The 22,677-nt window shown below is 68.0% G+C and carries 20 protein-coding genes; 11 read left to right on the top strand and 9 right to left on the bottom strand.

Going from position 1 to position 22,677, the window contains the following annotated elements:
• On the top strand, positions 1–94 hold a 94-nt coding region (locus tag AC5P65_RS20155; RefSeq protein ID WP_134735953.1), incomplete at its 5' end, for an IS3 family transposase.
• Between the two features lie 143 nt (positions 95–237).
• Here the strand turns inward: AC5P65_RS20155 and AC5P65_RS20150 are convergent.
• From AC5P65_RS20150 to AC5P65_RS20125, 6 genes are all read right to left on the bottom strand, one after another.
• Positions 238–636: a hypothetical protein gene (locus AC5P65_RS20150; protein ID WP_021202044.1), complete on the bottom strand. Its 399-nt coding sequence runs from the start codon at positions 634–636 to the stop codon at positions 238–240.
• Between the two features lie 94 nt (positions 637–730).
• Positions 731–2,770 (bottom strand): FUSC family protein, encoded by a 2,040-nt coding sequence (locus tag AC5P65_RS20145; protein ID WP_111099330.1) that lies wholly within the window; start codon positions 2,768–2,770, stop codon positions 731–733.
• 3 nt (positions 2,771–2,773) lie between these two features.
• Positions 2,774–4,234: an efflux transporter outer membrane subunit gene (locus tag AC5P65_RS20140; protein WP_111099331.1), complete on the bottom strand. Its 1,461-nt coding sequence runs from the start codon at positions 4,232–4,234 to the stop codon at positions 2,774–2,776.
• Positions 4,231–5,148, bottom strand: coding sequence for an efflux RND transporter periplasmic adaptor subunit (locus tag AC5P65_RS20135; protein WP_180833052.1), 918 nt, complete (start codon positions 5,146–5,148; stop codon positions 4,231–4,233). Before AC5P65_RS20135 ends, AC5P65_RS20140 begins: the two co-directional genes overlap by 4 nt.
• Positions 5,145–5,354 (bottom strand): DUF1656 domain-containing protein, encoded by a 210-nt coding sequence (locus tag AC5P65_RS20130; protein ID WP_180833053.1) that lies wholly within the window; start codon positions 5,352–5,354, stop codon positions 5,145–5,147. The genes AC5P65_RS20135 and AC5P65_RS20130 overlap by 4 nt, the downstream gene beginning before the upstream one ends.
• Positions 5,355–5,462: 108 nt before the next feature.
• Complete coding sequence (locus AC5P65_RS20125; protein ID WP_012481667.1) at positions 5,463–5,918, bottom strand: MarR family winged helix-turn-helix transcriptional regulator; 456 nt, start codon at positions 5,916–5,918, stop codon at positions 5,463–5,465.
• Between the two features lie 674 nt (positions 5,919–6,592).
• Between AC5P65_RS20125 and folE the strand changes: the two genes are divergently transcribed.
• The 4 genes from folE to AC5P65_RS20105 all read left to right on the top strand — a co-directional run bounded on the left by folE (position 6,593) and on the right by AC5P65_RS20105 (position 12,871).
• Positions 6,593–7,204 carry a GTP cyclohydrolase I FolE gene (folE, locus tag AC5P65_RS20120; RefSeq protein ID WP_004141296.1) on the top strand — a complete coding sequence of 204 codons (612 nt, stop codon included), beginning with the start codon at positions 6,593–6,595 and terminating at the stop codon, positions 7,202–7,204.
• A 112-nt stretch (positions 7,205–7,316) separates the two neighbouring features.
• Positions 7,317–8,786, top strand: a complete 1,470-nt coding sequence (locus tag AC5P65_RS20115; RefSeq protein ID WP_019658766.1) for a DUF3375 domain-containing protein — start codon at positions 7,317–7,319, stop codon at positions 8,784–8,786.
• A complete protein-coding gene (locus AC5P65_RS20110; RefSeq protein WP_019658765.1) occupies positions 8,773–9,474 on the top strand; it encodes a DUF4194 domain-containing protein in 702 nt (233 codons plus the stop codon). The genes AC5P65_RS20115 and AC5P65_RS20110 overlap by 14 nt, the downstream gene beginning before the upstream one ends.
• 16 nt (positions 9,475–9,490) lie before the next feature.
• On the top strand, positions 9,491–12,871 hold the full coding sequence (locus AC5P65_RS20105; RefSeq protein WP_021202048.1) for an ATP-binding protein: 3,381 nt from the start codon (positions 9,491–9,493) through the stop codon (positions 12,869–12,871).
• Positions 12,872–12,976: 105 nt separating this feature from the next.
• Here AC5P65_RS20105 and AC5P65_RS20100 read toward each other — a convergent pair whose 3' ends face one another.
• On the bottom strand, positions 12,977–13,756 hold the full coding sequence (locus AC5P65_RS20100) for a sulfite exporter TauE/SafE family protein (protein ID WP_019658763.1): 780 nt from the start codon (positions 13,754–13,756) through the stop codon (positions 12,977–12,979).
• An 81-nt stretch (positions 13,757–13,837) separates the two neighbouring features.
• On the opposite strand from AC5P65_RS20100, the gene AC5P65_RS20095 reads away from it, so the two are divergent.
• On the top strand, positions 13,838–14,230 hold the full coding sequence (locus tag AC5P65_RS20095; RefSeq protein WP_026346891.1) for a YchJ family protein: 393 nt from the start codon (positions 13,838–13,840) through the stop codon (positions 14,228–14,230).
• Here the strand turns inward: AC5P65_RS20095 and AC5P65_RS20090 are convergent.
• Complete coding sequence (locus tag AC5P65_RS20090) at positions 14,212–15,495, bottom strand: GGDEF domain-containing protein (protein WP_134735939.1); 1,284 nt, start codon at positions 15,493–15,495, stop codon at positions 14,212–14,214. The two genes, AC5P65_RS20095 and AC5P65_RS20090, sit on opposite strands and share 19 nt — an antisense overlap.
• 150 nt (positions 15,496–15,645) lie before the next feature.
• On the opposite strand from AC5P65_RS20090, the gene egtB reads away from it, so the two are divergent.
• The 4 genes from egtB (at position 15,646) to AC5P65_RS20070 (ending at position 20,953) form a co-directional block, all read left to right on the top strand.
• On the top strand, positions 15,646–16,917 hold the full coding sequence (egtB, locus tag AC5P65_RS20085; protein WP_019658761.1) for an ergothioneine biosynthesis protein EgtB: 1,272 nt from the start codon (positions 15,646–15,648) through the stop codon (positions 16,915–16,917).
• Positions 16,914–17,888 (top strand): L-histidine N(alpha)-methyltransferase, encoded by a 975-nt coding sequence (gene egtD / locus AC5P65_RS20080; protein ID WP_049412901.1) that lies wholly within the window; start codon positions 16,914–16,916, stop codon positions 17,886–17,888. Before egtB ends, egtD begins: the two co-directional genes overlap by 4 nt.
• A gap of 78 nt (positions 17,889–17,966) precedes the next feature.
• Positions 17,967–20,153: a lytic murein transglycosylase gene (locus tag AC5P65_RS20075; protein WP_227852623.1), complete on the top strand. Its 2,187-nt coding sequence runs from the start codon at positions 17,967–17,969 to the stop codon at positions 20,151–20,153.
• Between the two features lie 26 nt (positions 20,154–20,179).
• Positions 20,180–20,953, top strand: a complete 774-nt coding sequence (locus AC5P65_RS20070; RefSeq protein ID WP_021202050.1) for a DUF2628 domain-containing protein — start codon at positions 20,180–20,182, stop codon at positions 20,951–20,953.
• Positions 20,954–20,959: 6 nt separating this feature from the next.
• Here AC5P65_RS20070 and AC5P65_RS20065 read toward each other — a convergent pair whose 3' ends face one another.
• Entirely contained in the window at positions 20,960–22,147 is a 1,188-nt protein-coding gene (locus tag AC5P65_RS20065) for a benzoate/H(+) symporter BenE family transporter (RefSeq protein WP_021202051.1), read from the bottom strand.
• On the opposite strand from AC5P65_RS20065, the gene AC5P65_RS20060 reads away from it, so the two are divergent.
• Complete coding sequence (locus tag AC5P65_RS20060) at positions 22,140–22,394, top strand: hypothetical protein (RefSeq protein WP_134735937.1); 255 nt, start codon at positions 22,140–22,142, stop codon at positions 22,392–22,394. The genes AC5P65_RS20065 and AC5P65_RS20060 overlap by 8 nt on opposite strands.
• Positions 22,395–22,677 lie beyond the last annotated feature (283 nt).

Genomic DNA, 22,677 nt, shown 5'->3' with positions numbered 1-22,677 from the left:
GTACTACAACCAGGAGCGCATCAAATTGAAATTGAAGGGCCTGAGCCCGGTACAGTACCGGGAGCAGGCCCAACAGGCCCAATCGGCCGCCTGACCCCTGTCCAAGTCTCGGGGGTCACTTCATGGATGGGTTTACGGCGTCCCCCTCAACCGGACCCACCCCGCCATCCCAAGGAACACCCGCTTTTGACGTTGACGTTGCCTCGGCAGGTGCAGGGCGCAGCCCTGCCGCCCCCGTCATTCCGCGATCAGCACCAACCCATCCGGGAACACGATCGCCGCTTCATCGGCACTCACATCGAAGAAGCCCACGCCGTGCTTCTCGGCCAGGTCCTGCACGCGGCCGTGCGCGCGCTCGGCCACCGAATAGGCAAACGCGCCGTAGATCACCTCGCGGCCGATGCTGTACTCGGTCACTTCGGCACGATCGTCATCGTCGTTGCTCAACGGGCCGTTCAACGGCGGGAAGTCCTGCGCCATCTCCGCAAACCACGCTTGCAGCGCCGGGCTGCTGACCGCCGGGTCGTCGTACTCGTGGCGCTCGTTCCACTGCGTCTGCTTCTCGAACCAGGCGATGAAGGCCGCCGCTTCGCGCGGGGCCGCGCTGGCCTCGAACACCATCATGTCGTAACTCATTGAACCGTCCTGTGGGGATTGCGAGTGGCCGCCGGGCATGGCCCGGCGCTACCGGGCCACGATGGTAGCGCCGGGCCGCGCCTGGCGGATCGCATTACACGGACGGCGATTCGGCGCCTACCCATCCCGGCGCCAACGCCTTCGCCTCCGGGAACAACGCAAAGCGCAGCCCGATCAGGCCCATCAGCGCCTCGTCGCGCGCCTTGCAGGCGGCCACGCTGCCGACCCGTCCCAGCGAGGTATCCAACCGCTCGCGCAATGCGTCGGCCGCCACAATCGGTTTGCGCGCAGCGATCTGCCGGCGGTAGTGCACGGCGATCTCTTCAAGAATGTGCTCGACCGCCTCACGGCTGCGCTCGGGCAGTTCCAGCCGTGCACGGCGCAGCTGCAGGATGTTCAGGCCGATGCGCGCCTCGTTGAGCATGTCCACCGAGGCGATGTCACTGCCCTCGGGCGTCGCCGCCAGGCGCGGGGCGAGCAGGCCCAGCAGGTCGAGCATGCGTGCGGCGAAGCGCTGCCGATCCTGCTGGCCGCGTCCTTCGGCGGCTTCGGCCAGCGTGGTCCAGCCCTGCCGCACCAGCCGGCGTGCGGTCCACTCGGCACCTACCGAACGGAACAGGCGGGTCATCACCACTGCAAAGCCAATGCCGATGAACATCGCGATCGACGAGTTGAGGAAGGTCTGGATGTTGGCGCTGTAGGTGTTCTGCAGGCTCAGCAGCGCGGCCAGGTTCACTGTCAGCGGCAGCGCGAACAACGCGCTCTTGGGGTGGTGCAGCATCAGCCCCAGCGGCAGGAACGCCACCGCCAGCACCAGCGCCAGCAGGCCGAAGTCGTGCACGGCCGGGAACACGCCGAACAGGTACACGCCGGCCACCACCGAGGCGACCATCGCCCACACCAGGAACTGCACCATGCTGGGGGCCGGATCGTCCTGTGCGGCGAAGAATGCGGCAGTCACCGCCGCCATCATCGCGCCGTTGCCACCGCCCTCCCAACCGAGCGCGATCCACAGTACGCAGTAGCTCATCAGTGCCACGCCGGCACTGAGCGCGGAGAACAGTGCCATGCCGTAGTCGACGTGCCTGTCGGCGGCCACCCGTTCGGTGCGGATGCGATAGTGCGCGCGGTCCAGCGGCGCGGTGCCCTGATCGATCGCGTGCTGCAGGGTGCGGCAGTCCTGCCACAGGTCCACCAGCTCCTCCAGGCGCAGCAGCAGGCTGGCCAGCTGCAGGTGCTGCAGGTCGCGGTCCACCTGCGGCTTCAGCGCGCTGATGCGCGCGCGCAGCCGCGCGTACTCACTGGCGTTGGTCGGGCCGTCCAGCCAGTCGTGGATGTCATCGACCAGCGCCGGCAAACCTTCAGGCAGGGCCTGGCCATCGCTGCGCAGCGCGCTCAGGCGGTCGGCAATCGAGGACAGCACCGGCAACAGCAGCAGCATGCGTTCGCGCAGCCGCTCCATCGACACTGCCGAACCGGCATGGCGCGGGTCGTCGCGGCGCAGGAACTCGATCAATGCCTCGAACTGCACCAAGTCGGCGGCCAACCGGTTGCGTGGCGCGTGTGCACGGCCACGTTCCAGGATCTGCCGGCACCACTGCGCGGCGTCCTCCATCCAGTTGCCGATGCGGGCGCGCAGCATCGGCCGCACCGAGGCCGGGAACAGCAGCGAGGCGAACAGCACCGCCACCACCGTGCCGAGGATGATCTCCTCGCTGCGCGCCACCACCGTGTCGAAGATGGTTTCCGGCGAGGTCACTGCGGGGAAGCCGATGAAGGCGGTGGTGTAGCCGGCCAGCAGGAACGCGTAGCCGCGCGGGCCGCGGTTGAGCAGGGCCATGAACAGGCAGCCGGCCAGCCAGATCGACATCGCCGCGCTCAGGACCAGCGGCGTTTCCACCAGTGCCGGCAGCACCAGCAGGGTGGCCAGGCCGGCCACCAGGGTGCCGACGATGCGGTACACGCCCTTGGCCCGGGTCGGGCCCAGCAGCGGCTGGCTGACGATGTACACCGTGCCCATCGCCCAGTACGGGCGCGACAGGTTGCCGGCCATGGCGATGTACAGCGCGGCCACTGCGGCCAGGTAGGTCTTGATCGAGAACAGCCAGGCCTGGCGGTCGGTCAGCGCGTTCATGGCTTACTTCGCTGCGGTCGAGGCGTTGGGCGCGGTGGCGCTTGCCTGCCAGCCACCGCCCAGCACCAGGAACAGATGGATCTGGTCGCGCGAGACCTGCGCTTCGGCGGCCGCCAGCGTGGCATCGCTGGTGGCCAGGCTGCGGTCGGCATCCAGGCTGGACAGGTACGGCGTGCGGCCGCCCTGGTACAGCCGGCGGTTCTGCTCGGCAGCCAGCGCGGCCTGCTCCTGCGCGATGCGCAACGACTGCAGCCGGCGCAGGTCCTGCGCATAGCGGTCCAGCGCGGTCTGGGTCTCGCGCAGCGCCTGCAGGACCGTGTGGTCGAACTCGGCCAGCGCCGCGTCGGCACCGGCTTCGGCGGCGTGGATGCGCGCGTGCGTGCCCGACGACGGCAACGTCCACGAAATCAGCGGGCCGATCGACCATTGCTGGGTCATCGGCGTGCCGAAGTCTTCCAGCAGGCCGGCGGCACCCACCGAGGCACCCAGGCGGATGTCCGGATACAGTTCGGCGGTGGCCACGCCAATGCGCGCGGTGGCCGAGGCCAGCTTGCGTTCGGCCTGGCGCACGTCCGGGCGGCGCTGCAGCAGCGCACGGCCATCACCGACCGGCAGGGGCTGCGCCAGGCCGGGGGCGTGTGCACAGTCGATCACGCCAGTCGGCAGCTGGCCCGGGGTCTGCCCGAGCAGGGCGGCCAGCGAATAGGCGGCCGCCGAGCGCTGCGCATGCAGCGGCGGCAGTGCAGCTTCCAGCAGCGCCACCTGGGCATTGGCGCGGGCCAGCTCCGGCGGCGTGCCACGGCCAGCCGCGATCAGGCGCTCGGTAACGGTGCGGCTGCGCTGTTGCAGCTGCAGCGAATGCTCGGCCACGTGCAGTTCGTGGTTGGCATGGCAGATTTCCAGGTAGCTGTCGGCCACCTGGGCGACCACACTGACCTGGGCCAGATCGCGTGCCGCCGCCACCGACTGCTCGTCGGCACGCGCCGCTTCGGCGCCGCGCTTGAGCTTGCCGAACAGGTCGAACTGGTAGCTGACCGCGAACTTGCCATCGGCCAGGTTGATCACCGGCAGCTCGTGCTCCTGCAGGAACGATTCGGCCGACAGCTGCGCGCGGCTGACCCCGGCCTCGGCTTCGTACTCGAAGCCACCGGCGTCCAGCGCCTGTTCGTATACCGCCGCCGCACGGCGCAGGTGCGCATCGGCGGCCTTCAGTTCGACGTTGTCTCGCAGCGCCTGGGTGATCAGGCCATCCAGCACCGGGTCGTTGTACAGCGACCACCAGCGGTCGGGCAGCGCCTGGTTGGCGGCCACCTGCGGGTTCTGCGTATCGATGAAGGCCGCATTGGCCTCCGGGCGCTTGAAGGCCGAGCCTTCCGGCAGTGCATAGTCGGGGCCAACGGTCCTGCACGCGGCCAGGCTGGCCAGCGCGACGATCAGGCCGAGACGGGGCAGGGCGGCGTTCACAGGCCCGCCTGTGTCGGCGCGGTGCCGGCCTTGTCGTTGTGCGGGTGACGGCCGGTGTCCACGGTCACCGTGGCGGTGCGGCCGGCAATCAGTTCCACGCCCTTGGGCACCTCGTCGATGGCGATGCGCACCGGAATGCGCTGGGCCAGACGCACCCAGTCGAAGGCCGGGGTCACGTTCGGCAGCAGAGAGCTGCCATTGCTGCGGTAGCGATCCTCGATGCCGGCGGCGATGCTCTCGACATGGCCGCGCAGCGGCGCCGATTCGCCCATCAGGCGGATGTCCACGCGCTGCCCCGGGGCCACGCCGCGCAGGCGGGTTTCCTCGAAGTAGCCGTCGATGCGGAACGAGCCGGTGTCCAGCAGCGCCAGCACCGGCTTGCCGGCCACCACGTAGTCGCCCACGCGCATGGTGCGGTCGTTGACCCGGCCATCGGCCGGTGCGCGCACCTCGGTGCGGCCCAGGTTGAGCTCGGCCAGGTCGACCGCCGCCTGTGCGGTGCCCAGCGCAGCCTGTGCAGCCTGCAGCTTGGCGCGGCGCACTTCGGCGTCCTCGGCGGCGACCAGATCCTGCAGGCTGCGGTCACGGCCGATCTCGCGGCGCAGCTGCGCCACCGAGGCCTGGCGCTCGGCCAAGCTGGCCTTGGCCTGTTCCAGCGCGATGCGGTAGCGCGCGCGGTCGATCACGAACAGCACGTCGCCCTTCTTCACCGCCTGGTTGTCGGCCACGTTCACCGTTTCCACCAGCCCGGACACGTCCGGTGCCACCTGCACCACGTCGGCACCGACATGGGCGTCGCGGGTCCACGGCTCATCCATGTAATAGACCCACAGCTGGCGCAGCACCAGCAGGGCGACGATCACGGCTGCGCTGGTCAGCAGTATGGGCAGGGTCTTCTTCACGATCTTGTTCACGATTGCATCCAACGCAGGAGGTGGAACAGCAGGCCAAGCACGATCCCGTACAGCGCCAGGTTGAACAGCGCCGGGTGCCATACATGGCGATAGGCGCCGGCACGCTGCAGCAGCGCGTGCAGGCCGCTGTTGGCCAGGTAGGCCAACAACATCAACCCGAGCAGGGTCGGGACGAACACTCCATGGAGACTGAATTCACCGGGCATCGGAAGGGGCGGGGGCGAGGTGGGGGAGGGGAGGGACAACAGAACAACGGCAACGGGCAAAAGCCGCTGGCGTGTGCACGGCAGCGGCGGTGTTCGGGGGCAGCGCTCTTACGTGATGCGGTCGGCGGCCTCGGCCAGCAGGCGCCATGCCTTCAGCACGGCGTGCAGTTCATCCATGGAAAGCTCGCCGAACACGTCCTGGCGCAGGCCGATCAACTGGTCTTCCAGCTCGCTGACCAGCGCATGGCCCGCGTCGGTCAGCCACAGCAGGTTGGCGCGGCGGTCGCTGGCGTCGCTCTCGCGGCGGACCAGGTCGCTGGCGCACAGCTTGTCCAGCAGGCGCACCAGGGAAGGACCCTCCATGCCCAGCTGCTGGGCCAGCGCCACCTGGCGGATGCCACCGCCGGAGCGGCCGATCATCAGCAGGGGCATGGTGCAGGCGGTGGAGATGCCGTAGCTGCCGAGCCGACTGTCGGCCAGGCGCTGCCACTGCCGCCCTGCGTACAGCAGGCCGGAGCTGAGCTGCATCTGCAGCACGGTGCGCTCGTCGAGAGGTCGGTCCATAAGAGATAGATAGGATACTACTAATTTCATTCCTATCAATAGGTTTTTCTGAATGGGGGGTGTAGTGAGGAAAGCGTTGCGCCTGCCTGGTGTCGGGTGGGGCAGGGGGGGCCGGACGGTGCAGGACACGCCGTGAACCCCCCTCCGGGGTCCGGCCCAGCCGCTGGCGGCTGTGCGTTCGGGCGCTTGCGAGGCATGCCTCGCAAGCAAAGCGCCCTCACCCTTGGGGGCTCGGCCGCGGCATCCATGCCGCGGACGGTCCTGCCCCGCCCGGCCCCCGCTGCCTTCCCATCACCCCGCGAGCGCGGTGGGTTGGCTCTTAGAAGCAAGAGCAGAAGCAGTGCGGACCAGCGGTCCGCACCCACCAAGGCGGCGGCGGCCGCTTCCGAAGCCATGAACCTCCGCTTCTGACCCCGCTTTCGGGCGGTCCGGCCGCGCCCGCAGGAATTTGTCGGAGAGGGGGAGGGGCAGGCCGGGCAGGACCGTCCACGGCATGGATGCCGTGGCCGAGCCTACAGGGACGTACTTGCGGCGTGTCCTGCCCGGCCTGCCACTTCCCCCTCTCGCTCAGCAGCAACGAGGCGCGGAAGAACCCCCCGATGAACCGTCCCAACAGGACGACCCACCCCCCGGTCGGGTACGATGCTCGCCCCCCGTTCGGGACGCTGTACGCAATGAGCAAGAACAACGAAAAGGCCGCCCCGCAGGGCGACGTGACCCAGGACCAGGCCGAGGATGCCGTGCGCACCCTGCTGCGCTGGGCCGGTGAGGACCCGTCCCGTGAAGGCCTGCTGGATACCCCCCGCCGTGTCGCCGAAGCCTATGGCGACTGGTTCAGCGGTTACCGCGACGACCCGCGCGCCTACATGGAGCGGACCTTCGAGGAAGTGGCCGGCTACGACGAACTGATCGTCCTGCGTGACATCGAGTACGAAAGCCACTGCGAACACCACATGGCGCCGATCATCGGCCGCGTGCATGTCGGCTACCTGCCGGCCGGCAAGGTGGTGGGCATCAGCAAGCTTGCCCGCGTCGTCGAAGCCTACGCCCGCCGTTTCCAGGTGCAGGAGAAGATGACCGCGCAGATCGCCCAGTGCATCCAGGACGTGCTGCAGCCGATCGGCGTCGGCGTGGTCGTCGAAGGCGCCCACGAGTGCATGACCACCCGCGGCATCCACAAGCGCGGCGTCAGCATGGTCACCTCCAAGATGCTGGGCAGCTTCCGCGACGACGCGCGCACCCGCGCCGAGTTCCTGCGCTTCATCGAAGTGGGCGGCAAGCGCTGAGCCGCTTGCCCGCACCGCGCCGGCCCCTGGTGGCCGGCATGCCCACGGCTGCCCACGCAGCCGCCGTGGGTGGCTGCTTGTCCCCACCAGACCTCATGACTCTTTTCGCTGCATGAAGCATCGCGAACGCATTGCCCGTTACCGTCACCTGCGCGAACAGCCCCAGTGGAAGCTGCTTGCCGCCGACCATGCCCCGGAAATCATCGGCCTGTTGCAGGGCCTGCTGATGGACGGCGAGCGCACGTTGCCTTCGTCGGTGCTCAACGAGCGCCTGCAGCGCGCGCTGGACCAGCTGGCCGGCGATGAACTCTCGCGCGAGCTGCCGCGGACCGCGCAGGCCTACATCGCGCACTGGCTGGCCCAAGGCTGGTTGGAGCGCCGCCTGCCCGAAGGCGCCGACCAGGAACAGTACGAGCTGTCGACCGCAGCGCTACAGGCGATCCGCTTCGCCGACGGCCTCGAGCAGGCTCGCGTGGCCGCCACCGAGAGCCGCCTGGCACTGGTCATCGAACAGCTCTCGCAGCTGGCCGCGCAGACCGAGTCCGACCCCGATGCCCGCCTCTCGGCGCTGCGCGACGAGCGCGACCGCATCGACGCCGAGATCGCCCGCGTCGGCGCCGGCCGCGTCACCGCGCTGGATGGCAAGCGCGCCCTGGAACGTGCGCGCCAGATCATCGGCCTGGCCGACGAGCTGACCGAGGATTTCCGGCGCGTGCGCGATGACTTCGAGCAGCTCAACCGCGAGTTCCGCGAACGCATCATCGACGATGAAGGCGAGCGCGGCGACGTGCTGTCGCAGCTGTTCGAAGGCGTGGACGTGATCGGCGAGAGTGATGCAGGGCGCAGCTTCCAGGCCTTCTGGCGTCTGCTCAATGACGCCGAGCAGAGCGCCCAGCTCGATGCCGCGCTGGAAGCGGTGCTGGCGCGTGGCTTTGCCCGGCGCCTGGACCGCAACGAGCGCAACTTCCTGCGCGGCTTCACCAGCACCATGCTCGAGCGCGGTGGCCAGGTGCACGACGTGCTGCAGCACTTCGCGCGCAGCCTGCGCGGCTTCGTACAGAGCCGTGGCTATCTGGAGCAGCGCCGCCTCAACCAGCTGCTCAAGCAGGCGCAGTCCGAAGCGCTGGCGCTGCGTGACGAGTTCCCCGCACAACGCGGCATCGGCCGCGACCTGCAGCTGACCACCAGCCGCCTGCGTTCGTGGTCGCAATGGAAGCTGCACGATCCGCGCAGTGCCCAGGTCGATGGCAACGTCGAGTACAACGACGCGGCCGCGATCAGTCTGGAAAGCGTCGGCGATCTGGTCGCTTCGTCCGAAATCGACTTCCGCACCCTGCGCCGCGACCTGCACGACCTGCTCGATGCACAGCCGCGGCTCAGCATCGCCCAGGCCCTGTCGCAGCGCGAAGCGCCGCAGGGCCTCGGCAGCGTCATCGGCTACCTGTCGCTGGGCACGCGTTTCGGCAACGTGGTCGCCGGCGAGCAGGAGCTTGCGCAATGGCGCGGTGGCGACGGCCAGATCCGCCGCGCCCGCATCCCGCTGGTTTGGTTCACCCAGGAGAGACGCCATGAGCTGGCATGAAGATCCCATCGAAGCACCGCAGGCCGACGTGGCGGAAGACGCCTACGAGGCCGAGCCGGCGGCGACCATGGCGCAGCCCCGCCGTGGCAACGACGTGTACTACCTCGGCGACACCGGGCGCCTGCCGCTGGATGCGCGCCGCGCGCTGTGCCAGCTGCTGATCGGCCCCAGCATCGACCAGCTGCGCCACGCGAAGCTGTGGCCCGCGCTGATCCGCAGCGAAGCGGCCATCCGCTCATCGCTGGCGGACCTGTTCCTGGAACTGGTGCTCGACCGCGACAGCGGCGTGGCGTTCACCCGCCAGGCCGATACCGAAGACGTTGATGCGCCGGTGCTGCTGCGCACCTCGCCGCTGACCTTCATCGACTCGGTGCTGCTGCTGTACCTGCGCCAGCAGCTGGCCGAGGCCGATGCACGCGGCAACCGCGCGGTGGTCGCCGACGCCGAGATGGCCGAAGCGCTGGCCATCTATGAAAAGAACCTGTCCACCGACCGCGCCGGCTTCAACCGCCGCGTTGCCTCGGCGGTGCAGAAGATGAAGGACAACCACATCCTGACCCGCCTCAGCGGCCAGGATGACCGCCACGAAGTCTCGCCGGCGCTGAAGCTGCTGTTCTCCGCCGAAGACGTGTCCCAGCTTTCGGCGGTGTACCGCCAGCTGCGCGAAACCCCGGCCGCCGAGGCCTGAGAGACCCGACCATCGCATGGCTATCTCCAAGCACACTCCCGCACTGTTCAACGAAGGCCTGCCGGACCCGCGCCTGCAGCAGTTCCGCATGCGCCGCCTGCAGGTGCACAACTGGGGCACCTTCAACGGCCTGACCGAAGTGCCGATCGCCGAGCGCGGCTTCCTGTTTGTCGGCCGCTCCGGCTCGGGCAAGTCGACCCTGCTCGATGCCATGTCCGCGCTGCTGACGCCGCCGGCCATCGTCGACTTCAACGCCGCTGCGCGTGAAGCCGAGCGCAGCGGCCGCGACCGCAACCTGGTGTCCTACGTGCGTGGCGCGTGGGCTGACCAGCAGGACAGCGGCACCGGCGAAATCGCCACCCAGTACCTGCGCAAAGGCGCCACCTGGACCGCACTGGTGCTGGAATACCGCGCCGGCGATGGCCGCGTGGTCAGCCTGGTGCGCCTGCTCTGGATCTCCGGCAACGGCACCTCGGCCGGCGATGTGCGCAAGCACTACATGATCGCCGAGCGCCCGTTCGACATCGCCAAGGATCTCGGCGGCTTCGACCTGGACCTGCGCAAGCTCAAGCAGAAGCTGTCCGACCTGCACCACTTCGACACCTTCTCCGGCTACGCCGAGCGCTTCCGCGACCTGCTCGGCATCGACAACGAGATGGCGCTGCGCCTGCTGCACAAGACGCAGTCGGCGAAGAACCTGGGAGACCTCAACGTCTTCCTGCGCGACTTCATGCTCGACACGCCGAAGACCTTCGACGCCGCCGAGCGCCTGGTCAGCGATTTCGCCGAGCTTGATGGCGCACACCAGGCGGTGGTCACCGCCCGCCGCCAGGTGGAAACCCTGCTGCCGGCGCGCGCCTACTACAACGACCTGAAGGAAATGCACCGCCGGCGCGGTGACGACGAAGCCTTGAAACTTGGCGTCGACAGCTTCCGCGAGAGCCGCCGCCAGGCGCTGATCGAAGCGCGCCTGCGCGAGATGGACGTGCGTGACCGCGGCCTGCTTGGCGAAGAAGCCCAGCGCCGTGCCGCACTGGACAATCACACCGAGCGCCTGGCCGAACTGGAGCTGCAGCGCCGCCAGCAGGGCGGTGAGCGCATCGAGGAACTGGAACGCGAGCAGGGCCGTGCCGAAGCTGAGCGCGACCGGCGCCAGGCCAAGCGCGAGCAGGCACGCCAGGCGGCGCAGCAACTGGGGGCCGAACTGCCGGACGACGCCCATGGCTTCGCCGAACTGGTCGAGCGCGCACAGAACGAGCTGCAGGACCGCCAGCGTGCCTCCTCGGCACTGGACGACGCGATCAGTGACCGCCTGGGCGGCAAGCGCGATGACGAGCGCCGTTTCGGCGAAGTCCGTGCCGAACTCGAAGCGATGCAGCGCACACCGTCCAACATCCCGGCGCCGATGCAGAAGCTGCGTGCGCGCCTGGCCGAAGAGACCGGCATCGCCGAGGCAGCGTTGCCGTTCGTAGGTGAACTGATCCAGGTCCGCGCGGAAGAGCAGGGCTGGCAGGGTGCCATCGAGCGCGTGCTGGGCGGTTTCGCGCTGTCGCTGCTGGTCGACGACAAGCACTACAACGATGTTGCCGAGTGGGTGAACCGCACTCACCTGGGCATGCGCTTCACCTACTACCGCGTGCGCCGCAACGATGATGCGTTCGCGCGCGAACCCTCGGCGAAATCGCTGCTGCACAAGCTTGAACTGCGCGAGCATGTGTTCGAAAGCTGGCTGCGCCGGGAGCTGGGCAAGCGCTTCGACTACGAATGCGTGGATGCCAAGCAACTGCGCAACGTCGACCGCGGCATCACCCGCGAAGGCCAGGTCAAGCATCCAGGTGACCGTTTCGAGAAGGACGACCGCAGTGCAGTGGGCGACCGCCGCCGCTGGATCCTCGGCTTCAACAACCACGACAAGGTCGGTGCCTTCGAGCGCGAAGCCCAGGAACTGGCCAAGCGCATCGCCAGCTGCGAGACCGACATCGCGCGCCTGCGCGGGCAACGTGACCGCGACAACGAACGCCGCCTGGCCTGCCACGAGCTGGTCAGCATCAGCTGGAACGAGATCGACATCGCCGCTCCGCAGCAGCGCCTGAGCGATATCGAAGCCACCCTGCGCGACCTGCGCGAAGGCAACGCCGATCTCGCCAGGCTGGCCAAGCAGATCGACGCCGTGCGTGCGGATATCGAACAGGCACGCCGCACCTATGAGGACGTTCGCGTCGAACGCGGCCAGCTGGTCAAGGAGCGCGACCGTCTCGATCGCGCCCGCCAGCAGAGCCGTGCACTGGTGCTGCCGACCCTGGCCCAGGAGCAGGAGGCCGGGCTTGCCGAGCGCCTGCAGGAGCAGGGTCCGCTCAGCCTGGAAACGCTCGAAGCGCACATGCGCCAGGTCAGCAACGCGCTGAACGAGCAGCTGTCGTCCTCGCAGCAGGACCTCAACCGCATCGAGAACCAGCTGATCGGCTGCTTCCGCCGCTTCATCCAGCAGTGGCCGGAGGAGTCGGGTGACTTCACCGTCTCGGTGGCCTCGGCCGAGGACTTCCTCGCCCGCCTCGAACGCCTGGAACGCGATGGCCTGCCGCAGCACGAAGAGCGCTTCTTCGATCTGCTGCAGAACCAGAGCAAGAACAACCTGCTGGCCCTGCAGCGCCACAGCGCCGAGGCCCGCAAGTCGATCGGCCAGCGCCTGGATGAAGTGAATGCCAGCCTGGAGCAGGTGCCGTTCAACCGTGGCACGCTGCTGACCATCGAACTGAGCGACCGCCGCCTGCCGGAAGTCGCCGAGTTCCACCTGCAGCTGCGCGAGGTGCTGTCGCAGCAACAGACCGAGCAGCGTGAACTGGCCGAATCGCAGTTCACCGTGCTGCGCCAGCTGGTCAACCGACTGGGCTCGCAGGAAGGCGAGGACAAGCGCTGGCGCGAGCTGGTGCTGGACGTGCGCATGCACGTGGAGTTCATCGGCGTCGAGCTGGATGCAGAAACGCGCCAGCAGGTGGAGATCTACCGCAGTGGCGCCGGCAAGTCCGGTGGCCAGCGCCAGAAACTGGCCACCACCTGCCTGGCGGCAGCGCTGCGCTACCAGCTCGGCGGCGCCGACAGCCAGCTGCCCAGCTACGCGGCGGTCGTGCTCGACGAGGCCTTCGACAAGGCCGACAACGAGTTCACCGCGCTGGCGATGAACATCTTCGACAACTTCGGCTTCCAGATGGTGGTCGCCACCCCGCTGAAGTCGGTGATGACGCTTGAACCGTTCATCGGCGGCGCCTGCTTCGTCGAAATCAGCGGCCGACACGACTCCGGGGTGTTGCTGATCGAGTACGACGAAGAAGGCAAGCGCCTGAAGCTGCCCGAGCGCAGTCGCCAGCAGGCCAACGAACCGGAAGAAGCCGAGGCCTGAGCGCCTCGGTCCATCTACCTGTAGAGCCGAGCCATGCTCGGCTGCTCTTCGCGACCTGAAACAACGTGCCAACCAAGGTTGGCACCTACCATTTCATAACGTTCCTCACGAACCGCGGAACGTGTCCCACGCCATCCGCGCGATCAGCACCACCACCAGCCCCACGAACAGCTTGCGGATGAACGGCGTGCCGCCCTTCAACGCCAGGCGCGTGCCCACCACCGAACCGATGATGTTGGCTGCGGCCATCGGCAGCGCGAACAGCCACAGGATGTTGCCGGTTGGTACGAAGAACGAGATCGCTGCCACGTTGGTCGCCAGGTTCACGACCTTCGATGCCGCTGACGCGCGCAGGAAATCCAGCCCGAAGAAGCGTACGAACAGGAAGATCAGGAAGCTGCCGGTACCCGGCCCGAAGAATCCATCGTAGAAGCCGATCGCCGCACCGATCGCCAGTGCGATCACCAGCTCGCGGCGGCCGATCTCCTGTGGCCGGTGCAACGCGCCGAAGTCCTTCTTCCACAGCGTGTAGGCCAGCATCGCGATCAGCAGGACCAGCACCAGCGGGCGCACCGCGTCCTTGGGCAGCAGGCTTACCGCAGTGGCCCCGGCGAAGGAGAAGATGAAGGCGGTACCGGCCGCGAACAGTACCGGCTTCCACGGGAAACGCACGTTGCGCGCGTAACGCCAGGCAGCCGCACCGGTACCGAACATCGAACTGAACTTGTTGGTGCCGAACAGCATCGCCGGTGTCTGCTGCGGCAGCACCGTGAACAGTCCCGGCAGCTGCACCAGGCCACCGCCACCGACGGCGGCATCCACAAGACCGGCGATGAAGGCGATCACCACCAGCCACCACAACTCGGGGGGAACCAGTTCCAGCACGGCGATCAATCAAGGTGGGGGCGCGACAGCATACGCCCTTCGCCGATGGATGCTGGCGGCGCTCCGCGCGACAATGCGCGCATGAGCCGAAAACCTGCCGATCCCTGTCCCTGCGGGCTACCCGCGGAGTACGCCGCCTGCTGTGGCCGTTTCCATGCCGGCGACACCGTCCCCGACGCCGAACGCCTCATGCGTTCGCGCTACAGCGCGTACGTGCGGGGCCTGGCAGGCTACCTGCGCCAGAGCTGGCATCCGGACACGCGTCCGGTCGAGTTGTCGCTGGATGACGCGCCCGGGCAGCGTACGCACTGGCTGGGCCTGACCGTCCATGAGCACACCGTCACCGGCGCTGACAGCGCCGAGGTGAGGTTCACCGCCCGCTACCGGGTAGGCGGCGGCAGCGCGGTGAAGATGACCGAACACAGCCGCTTCCTGCGCATCGACGGTCGCTGGTACTACCTCGACGCAGTCTGAGCCTCAGCCCGCTGTCGGGCGTTCGCCCGGATCTGGTTGCGGCCGCCGTCCTTGGCTGCGTACAGCGCCCGGTCGGCGGCCTTGACCACCGCTGCCGGGCGCGGGTCCACAAGGCTGTCGGCCAGGCCGATGCTCACCGTCACCTGCACCACCGGGCCGCTGCCGCCGCGCCCGCGTTGCTGACGCCCGGCGTCATCGTCGCGGCTGCGGGTGCTGCGGTCGCGCAGCTGCATGCGGGTGTCCTCGATGCTCTGCCGCAAGGCTTCCACGGCATCCATGCAGGCGTCGGCCGGCTGGCCCAGGAACACCACCGCGAACTCCTCGCCGCCGTAGCGGAACGCACGTCCACCATCACCGACCCGCGCCAGCCGCGAGGCCACCAGGCGCAGCACGTCGTCGCCGGTGTCGTGGCCGTGGGTGTCGTTGAACGATTTGAAGTGGTCCACGTCCACCATCGCGATGCTGTAGGTGCCGCGCGCCCGTTGCAGGGTCTCATTGAAGGCGCGGCGCCCCGGCAAGCCGGTCAGTTCGTCGCTGAACGCCATGTGGAACGACTCCTGCAGCATCGCGCCCAGCATCAGCAGCAGGGCCGCACTGGCCAGCGCAGGCAGCAGCACCGGCTGCAGGAAGACCCTCGGCAGCATCCACCACAGGCACAGCAGCGCCAGCAGCATAGCCGTGTGCAGCGGCCGCGGATGCCGCCATGCCTGCCAACCCAGCGCCGCCGTGGCCAGGAGGAACAGCAGCGCCGGCAGCTGCGCCAGCGCGTTCCAGTCGGCCGGGATCCACGCCCAATGACGGTTCGACAGCAGATCATGCATGCCGCGCGGCTGCTGCGCGGCCAGCAGCAGGAAGATCAGCAATGCCGTACTGCTGGCGACGGAGCGCAACAGCAGGTCGTGCCTGCGCCGCCCACGCTCCGGCCACAACGACAGGCCGGCGAACAGCAACGGCAGCCACGCCGAGATGGCATGGAAGCGCAGCGGTGTCAGCGCGCTGACATGGCCGCTGCGCAGGTAGCCGCCGACATCCTGGTGCAGCATCGCGAACATGACTGCCACCACCAACAGCAGGCAGAGCGCACGCACCTGGTGGTAGAGAAGGGCCAGGCCGGCACCGAGGCAGGCCAGCAGCCAGGGCAGAACGCGTTGGGCCGGACTGGCCACGTCTTCGTTGCCCAACGCCGCCCACAGCACCACGGCAACCAGCACGGCGGGCAGCACGAACAGGTAGTGCGCAGGCTGGCGGAGCGGATGCAGGGGCAATCAGGAATTCCAGCGCGGTGACGACGCGGCCGCAGCATTGCCGTTAGCGGCGTTCGGGGCGGCTTCTTGAATGCGGCAGGCCCATCCATGTGAACGAAGTGACGCCGGACCATGACATCGCACTCACCCGCCGGCACCGATGCTGTCGGCATGGACAGCGTACCCGCCGCCGTCGCTGCCCCGCAGCACGATCTCGCCCACCAGTTCGCACGCGTGCGTGCGCGCAGCATGCAACTGGCCGGCCCGCTCAGCGCCGAGGACGCCATGCTGCAGAGCATGGCCGATGCCAGCCCCAGCAAGTGGCACCTGGCCCACACCACCTGGTTCTTCGAACGCTTCGTGCTGGCCGGCTTCCCGGCTGCGCCTGCACATGACCCTGCATGGGACTACTTGTTCAACAGCTACTACAAGAGTATCGGCCCCGCCCATGCCCGGCCGCAGCGCGGCCTCCTCTCACGGCCCTCGCTGCAGCAGGTGCATGACTATCGCCAGCAGGTCGATGCACAGGTGCAGTCGCGGCTATCGGCAGGTGACCTGGACCCACACGCGCTGCACAACCTGCAGCTGGGCCTGCAGCACGAACAACAGCATCAGGAGTTGTTGTTGACCGACATCAAGCACGCGTTCTGGTGCAATCCGCTGCAGCCGGCCTACCGCGAGGACCTGCCCACCCCCCCTGGCGCTGCCAGTGCACAGGGCTGGATCGAATCACCCGAGCGCATCGTTACCGTCGGCGCTGCAGCCTGGCCGCAGCACGCTGCGTTTGCCTACGACAACGAATCGCCGCCGCACCGCGTGCTGCTGCCGGCACATGCTCTGGCCGAACGTCCCGTCAGCAATGCCGAGTACCGTGCTTTCATCGATGCCGGCGGCTACCGCGAACCGCGCTGGTGGCTCAGTGAAGGCTGGGCGTTGCGTGAAGCCGAGGACTGGCAGCACCCGCTGTACTGGGATGACACCCTGCAGCGCGAATACACCCTGGGCGGTTGGCGCGAGCTGGATCCGCACGCGCCGGTCTGCCATCTCAGCTACTTCGAGGCCGATGCCTGTGCCCGCTGGGCCGGGGCACGCCTGCCCAGCGAGTTCGAGTGGGAGGCCGCCGCCGCGTCTCAGGCGGTGCGGGGCCACTTTGCCGATGACGATCACCTGCACCCGCAGGCGGGGCAGGGCAGCGGCCTGCGCCAGCTGTTCGGTGATGTCTGGGAGTGGACTCACAGCGCGTATGGTGCCTATCCCGGCTACCGCCCTTTCGCGGGCAACCTCGGTGAGTACAACGGCAAGTTCATGTGCGGCCAATGGGTGCTGCGCGGCGGCAGCTGCGTCACGCCACGGGGCCATGTGCGCGCCAGCTATCGCAATTTCTTCATGCCGCCGGCGCGCTGGCAGTTCTCCGGACTGCGCCTGGCCAGGGACCTCACATGAGCACCGTTCACGACGCGCTGCAGGCGTTGACCGACCTCACCCCCGGCCGCCAGCAGATCCTCACCGACGTGGTGGCCGGGTTGTCGCGCACACCGCGCCAGCTGCCATCCAAGTATTTCTACGATGCACGCGGCTCACGCCTGTTCGAGCAGATCACGCAGACCTGCGAGTACTACCCCACGCGTACCGAGCTGGCGCTGCTGGCGCGGGTGCTGCCGGACATCGCCCGCAGCGTCGGTCCTCATGTTCATGTGGTGGAGCTGGGCAGCGGCAGTGGCCGCAAGACCGCGCTGCTGCTGGCGGCACTGCAGGACCCCGTGGCCTACACCCCCATCGAGATCTCGCGCGCCGCGCTGCTGTCCAGCATCGACCATCTGGCCCCGGCGCTGCCGGACGTCGAGATGCTGCCGGTCTGTGCCGACTTCACCCGCGCGGTCGCCGTCCCGGCACCGGAACGCGAGCCTGCGCGGCGCCTGTTGTTCTTCCCGGGCTCCACGTTGGGCAATTTCGTCGAAGAGGATGCCGTCGCACTGCTGCGCGCGATGCGCCAGACCATGGGCCGCGATGGCCTGGCCCTGGTCGGCATCGATCTGCACAAGGACCCGGCATTGATCGAAGCCGCCTACAACGATGTGCAGGGCATCACTGCTGCATTCACCCTCAACCTGCTGGCGCGCCTGAACCGCGAGATCGGCAGCGACTTCGATCTGGACGGCTTCCGCCACCGCGCCCGCTACAGCATCGCGCGGCTGCGCATCGAAACCGATCTGGTCAGCCAGCGCGCACAGGACGTCCGTCTGGATGGCCGCACCTTCCACTTCCAGGCCGACGAGCCGATCCGCGTCGAATACAGCCACAAGTACACCGACGACAGCTTCGAAGCGTTGCTGCTGCCAGCGGGCCTGCAGGTCGTGCGGCGCTGGGATGCTGAAAGCCCGGCCTATGGCCTGCGCCTGCTTCGCGCCCTTTAGCCGCCGCCAGCCCGCGCTGCTTCAGGTTCGCCTACGCTGCGCCTAAGATGGCCCTGCAACGGCAACACGGAGGACGCCATGCCCATTCTGACCACGCTCGGCCTGGCGGCCGTCCTCGCCGCGGCACCCGCTTCGACAGCAGCGCCTGCGGCCAGCAGCGATGCCGCTTTCAGCCGCTGCCTGGCCGTCCTGCAATCGACAGCCGCCAGCCAGGGCATCAGTGCCGACCGCTTCAATGGGATTATCGCCGGGCTCACCCCCGATCCCAGCGTGCTCGGCCTGCTCGACGCGCAGCCGGAATTCACCACGCCGATCTGGGACTACCTGGCCGCGCTGGTCGATCGCCAGCGCGTGGACGATGGGCGCGTCCTGCTGCAGCAGCATCGGGCCCTGCTTGATCGGGTGTCGGCCCAGTACGGCGTCGATCCGGCCACCATCGTCGCGGTCTGGGGCGTGGAGAGCGACTACGGCCGTGTGTTCGGCAAGCGCCCGCTGCTGCAGTCGCTGGCCACGCTGTCCTGTGCCGGCCGCCGCCAGCCCTTCTTCCGTGGTGAGCTGCTGGCCCTGCTCAAGTTGATCGACCGCGGCGACCTGCAGGCACAGGGGCTCACCGGTTCCTGGGCCGGCGCCTTCGGGCATACGCAGTTCATGCCCAGCACCTATGCACGCATCGCCGTGGACGGTGATGGCGATGGCCGCCGCGATCTGGTCGGCAGCATTCCCGATGCGCTGGCCTCCACCGCCAATTACCTCAAGCGCGCCGGCTGGCGCAGCGGAGAGCCGTGGGGCATGGAAGTGCGTATCCCGCCCGGTTTCGACGCCAGCCAGGCCGGGCGCACCCAGCGTCGGGCGCTGGCCGACTGGCGTGCGCAAGGTGTGACCGCATTGGATGGCAGCGCGTTGGCCCCGGCCAACCTGCCTGCCGACGCGCGCGCGGCCCTGCTGCTGCCGGCGGGCGGCAAGGGCCCGGCGTTGCTGGTGTTCCGCAACTACGACGCGATCTACAGCTACAACGCTGCCGAAAGCTACGCGCTGGCGATCGCCACGCTGGCCGACCAGCTGCGTGGCGGCACGGGCCTGGCCACGGCCTGGCCGACCGATGATCCCGGTATCGGCCGCGATGAGCGCCGCCAGCTGCAGACCCTGCTGCTGGCCCGCGGCCACGACATCGGAAGCGCCGACGGCATGATCGGTACGGCCACGCGTCGCGCCATCCAGGTCGAGCAGCAGCGCCTGGGCTGGGCCAACGCAGATGGGCGCGCGGGACAGCGTATCCTTCGCACTCTGCAGAACGCGCCGCGCACTGCACCGGTGCCCACGCGTTTCATGCTTCCCAGCAACTACAGTGCCGTGCAATCGCCGGCCATACGGAGTCGATCCCACGTGCAGCAGATCCAGGGTGTACGCAGCGGGCAGTACCAGGGGCTCGATGCCTGGCTGGTGGAAACCGGCGACGCCAGCGCGGCCATCAGTGTGTTTGGCGGCCAGCTGCTTTCCTTCGTGCCCAAGGGCCAGCCGGATCTGATGTGGCTGTCCCCCCGGCGCGCCGAACTGCCCACGCCGATCCGCGGAGGCAGCCCCGTCTGCTGGCCGTACTTCGGCCGCCAAGGCCAGGGCAACGACGTGCCCGCCCACGGTTTCGTCCGTACCGTGCCGTGGGAACTGCAACAGGCCCGTCGCCTGGACGACGGCAGCATCGAGCTCACGCTGGCACCCCCGGTGCTGCAGAGCCTGGACCTGCGATTGAGGATGACTGTGCGCGTAGGCCGCCAGTTGACCCAGCGACTGATCACCGAGAACGTCGGCAGTTCCCCTGCCAGCATCACCCAGGCGCTGCACAACTATTTCCGCGTGGGTGATGCCAGCGCGGTGGATGTGGACGGCGTGGACGGACTGGACTATCTGGACAAGTTCGAGAACTATGCGACGCCGCGTCGGCAGCAGGGCGCCTGGACGTTGCGCGATCCCCGTGATCCCGGGCGCAGCGACCGCATCTACACGCAGGCCAAGGGTCACTATGTCCTGCGTGATCCGGTGCTGAAACGCCGCATCGACATCCGTACGGAAGGAAGCCGCTCGCTGGTGGCGTGGAATCCCGGTGCCGAGGCTGCAGCGAAGATGGCAGATGTGGGTGAGGGCTGGCGCGACTACGTCTGCCTGGAAGCGGCCAACGCCGGACCCGACGTGGTGACCCTGCCGCCGGGTGGCAGCCATGTGCTGTCACAGACATTGTCCGCGGCACCGTGGACACCGGTAACCCGGTAACGAATCAACGCAGCAAGGATGTTTTCATGCAGGACGCACAGTGGTGGTACGCCAACAGCAGGCAGAGCGAAGGACCGGTGGACCTGGCCGCCCTGCGTCGCCTGCAGCAGGACGGCACGGTGACGGCACGCACGCTGCTGTGGCGCGAAGGCATGCCCGCGTGGCGCCCCTTGGCGGAGCTGGAACAGGATTCAACGCCCATCGAGATGGCGCCGGCTCCGGATATCGACACAGCCCCACCGGTTGAGGTCGTTGCGCCAAGTGTCGGCGATCCGTCCGATCCGTATCGAGCCCCCGCCGCTGCACCGGATACGGCTGCCGCCGCGGGGCTGGAGGGCGAGATGGCCTTGTACGCCAGCGTGGTCGGCGGCAACTTCCCGATCTATCGCCAGCGCTGGCGACTGGATCAGGGCATTGCCACCGCCAGTGGAACCTGGCACTGGCCGGCCTTCCTGCTCGGCCCGATCTGGATGATGTACCGCAGGATGTACCGCCTGGCGGCAATGTGGGTCGGCCTGCTGCTGCTGATCAGCGTGGTGGAGACCTTGCTGGATGTGCCCGAAGGCGTGTCGCTGGTCATCACCATCGCGCTCAGCGTCACCACCGGCACCTTTGGCAACACCTGGTACCTGGCACACTGCCAACGCCTGATCGCCCAAGCCCGTGCCGTCAGCGGCGGCGATGACGCACGGCTGCGCAGCGAGCTGACCGCACGCGGCGGCACCAGCGTGGTCGCCACACTGGCCGCCATCGTCATCTCGGTGGTGTTGAGCACCGTCGGCGCCGCACTGGCGGGGTAGGACAGGTCAGCGGCCCTGACGCGGCCGCAGCACCAGCAGGCACAGCGCACCGGCCACCAGGCCCCAGAACGCCGAACCGATGCCGGCCAGTGAGACGCCGGAGGCGGTGACCAGGAAGGTGACCAGTGCCGCCTCGCGGTCCTGCTCTACTGCCAGCGCACTGGCCAGGCTGTTGGCGATGGTGCCGAACAACGCGATACCGGCCACGCAGGCCACCAGCTCCTTTGGGAAAGCCGCGAACAGGGCGGCCACGGTGGCACCGAACAGCCCGATGACAATATAGAAAGCCCCAGCGGCCATGGCGGCGGTGTAGCGCCGTGCCGGATCCTCGTGCGCATCACGGCCCATGCAGATCGCGGCCGTGATCGCGGCCAGGTTCAGTGCGTAGGCACCGAACGGCGCCAGCAATGTATTGACCACGCCGATCCAGCCGATCAGCGGCGACACCGGCGCGTCATAGCCGGAGGCACGCATCACTGCCACACCGGGGATGTTCTGCGAGGCCATGGTGACCACGAACAGGGGCAGGGCGATGCCGGCTACCGCAGTCCAGGACAGGGACGGGGTCACCCATTGCGGCACCGCCAGCTGCAGCTGCACCTGCTGTGCGTGCAGCAGGTCACGGCTGGCTGCGACCGCGATGCCGACCAGCAGTGTGGCGATGACCGCATAGCGCGGGAACAAGCGGCGTCCCGCCAGCCAGGTGGCGAACATTGCCACTGCCAGTACCAGTTGGGAATTCATGGCCACGAACACGTCCAGACCGAAGCGCAGCAGCACGCCGGCCAGCATGCCGGCGGCCAGCGCCATCGGCACCCGCTGCATCAATCGTGCGAACACCCCGGAGAAGCCTGCCAGCATGCCAAGCACCGCAGCGAGCAGGAATGCGCCGGTGGCTTCAGCGAGCGAGTCGCCACCAGCACCGACCACCAGCATCGCCGCGCCCGGTGTCGACCATGCGGTCACCACCGGCACGCGATAGCGCAGCGACAGCCCGATGCAGGTGACACCCATGCCCAGTCCCAGTGCCCACATCCATGAGGCGATCTGTGCCTGGTCGGCACCGACAGCCTGTGCGGCCTGGAACACGATCACTGCGGAACTGGCGAAGCCGACCAGCACGGTGATGAAGCCGGCGACCACGGCCGGCACTGAAAGGTCGCGCCACCATGCTTGCCGCACCTGCATGTTCATTGCCGTCTCTCCTTGTTGCATCCGTGCATTGATAGCCGTTGCGGCGTTGACCGCGCAACGCGCGGGCAACGCCGCAGTGATCTTCGAGCGTACGTCATGCCTGAAGTCGCGGCGCTTCTGTCATCACCATGAAAAAAAAGCCTTGACGGAATCTGCAGGATCTCTAGAATTCGCCCCCTTGCTGCAACGCATCGCTTCCTCGGAAACGGCACGCGATCAGCAACGCCATCACCGGCGAACGAGTTGATCGAACGAAGGTGTTGACGGACTCGAAAAGTCCGGCATAATAGGCGGCTCGCAACGACGAAAGGCCCACGGGTCCAACGACGAAGCGGCATCGGCAACAACGTCCACTCCGGTGAGACGGCCTTGAAAAAGGTGTTGACGAAGCGGAAAAGCCGGCTATAATGGGCGGCTCGCTACGAAGGAAACTTCGCAGCACACGGGAGCGGCGCTGAGGCCACTTCCCCGGATCTTTGAAAGTATGCGCAGGTATCTTGTGAAGGCGCCTGCAGGAAGGATGATTGTCC

It is taken from the genome of Stenotrophomonas sp. YJH_SMC_48-3, assembly GCF_059369375.1.
The sequence above is the reverse complement of the archived record's forward strand: the minus strand, read 5'-3'. Positions and strand labels throughout refer to the sequence as shown.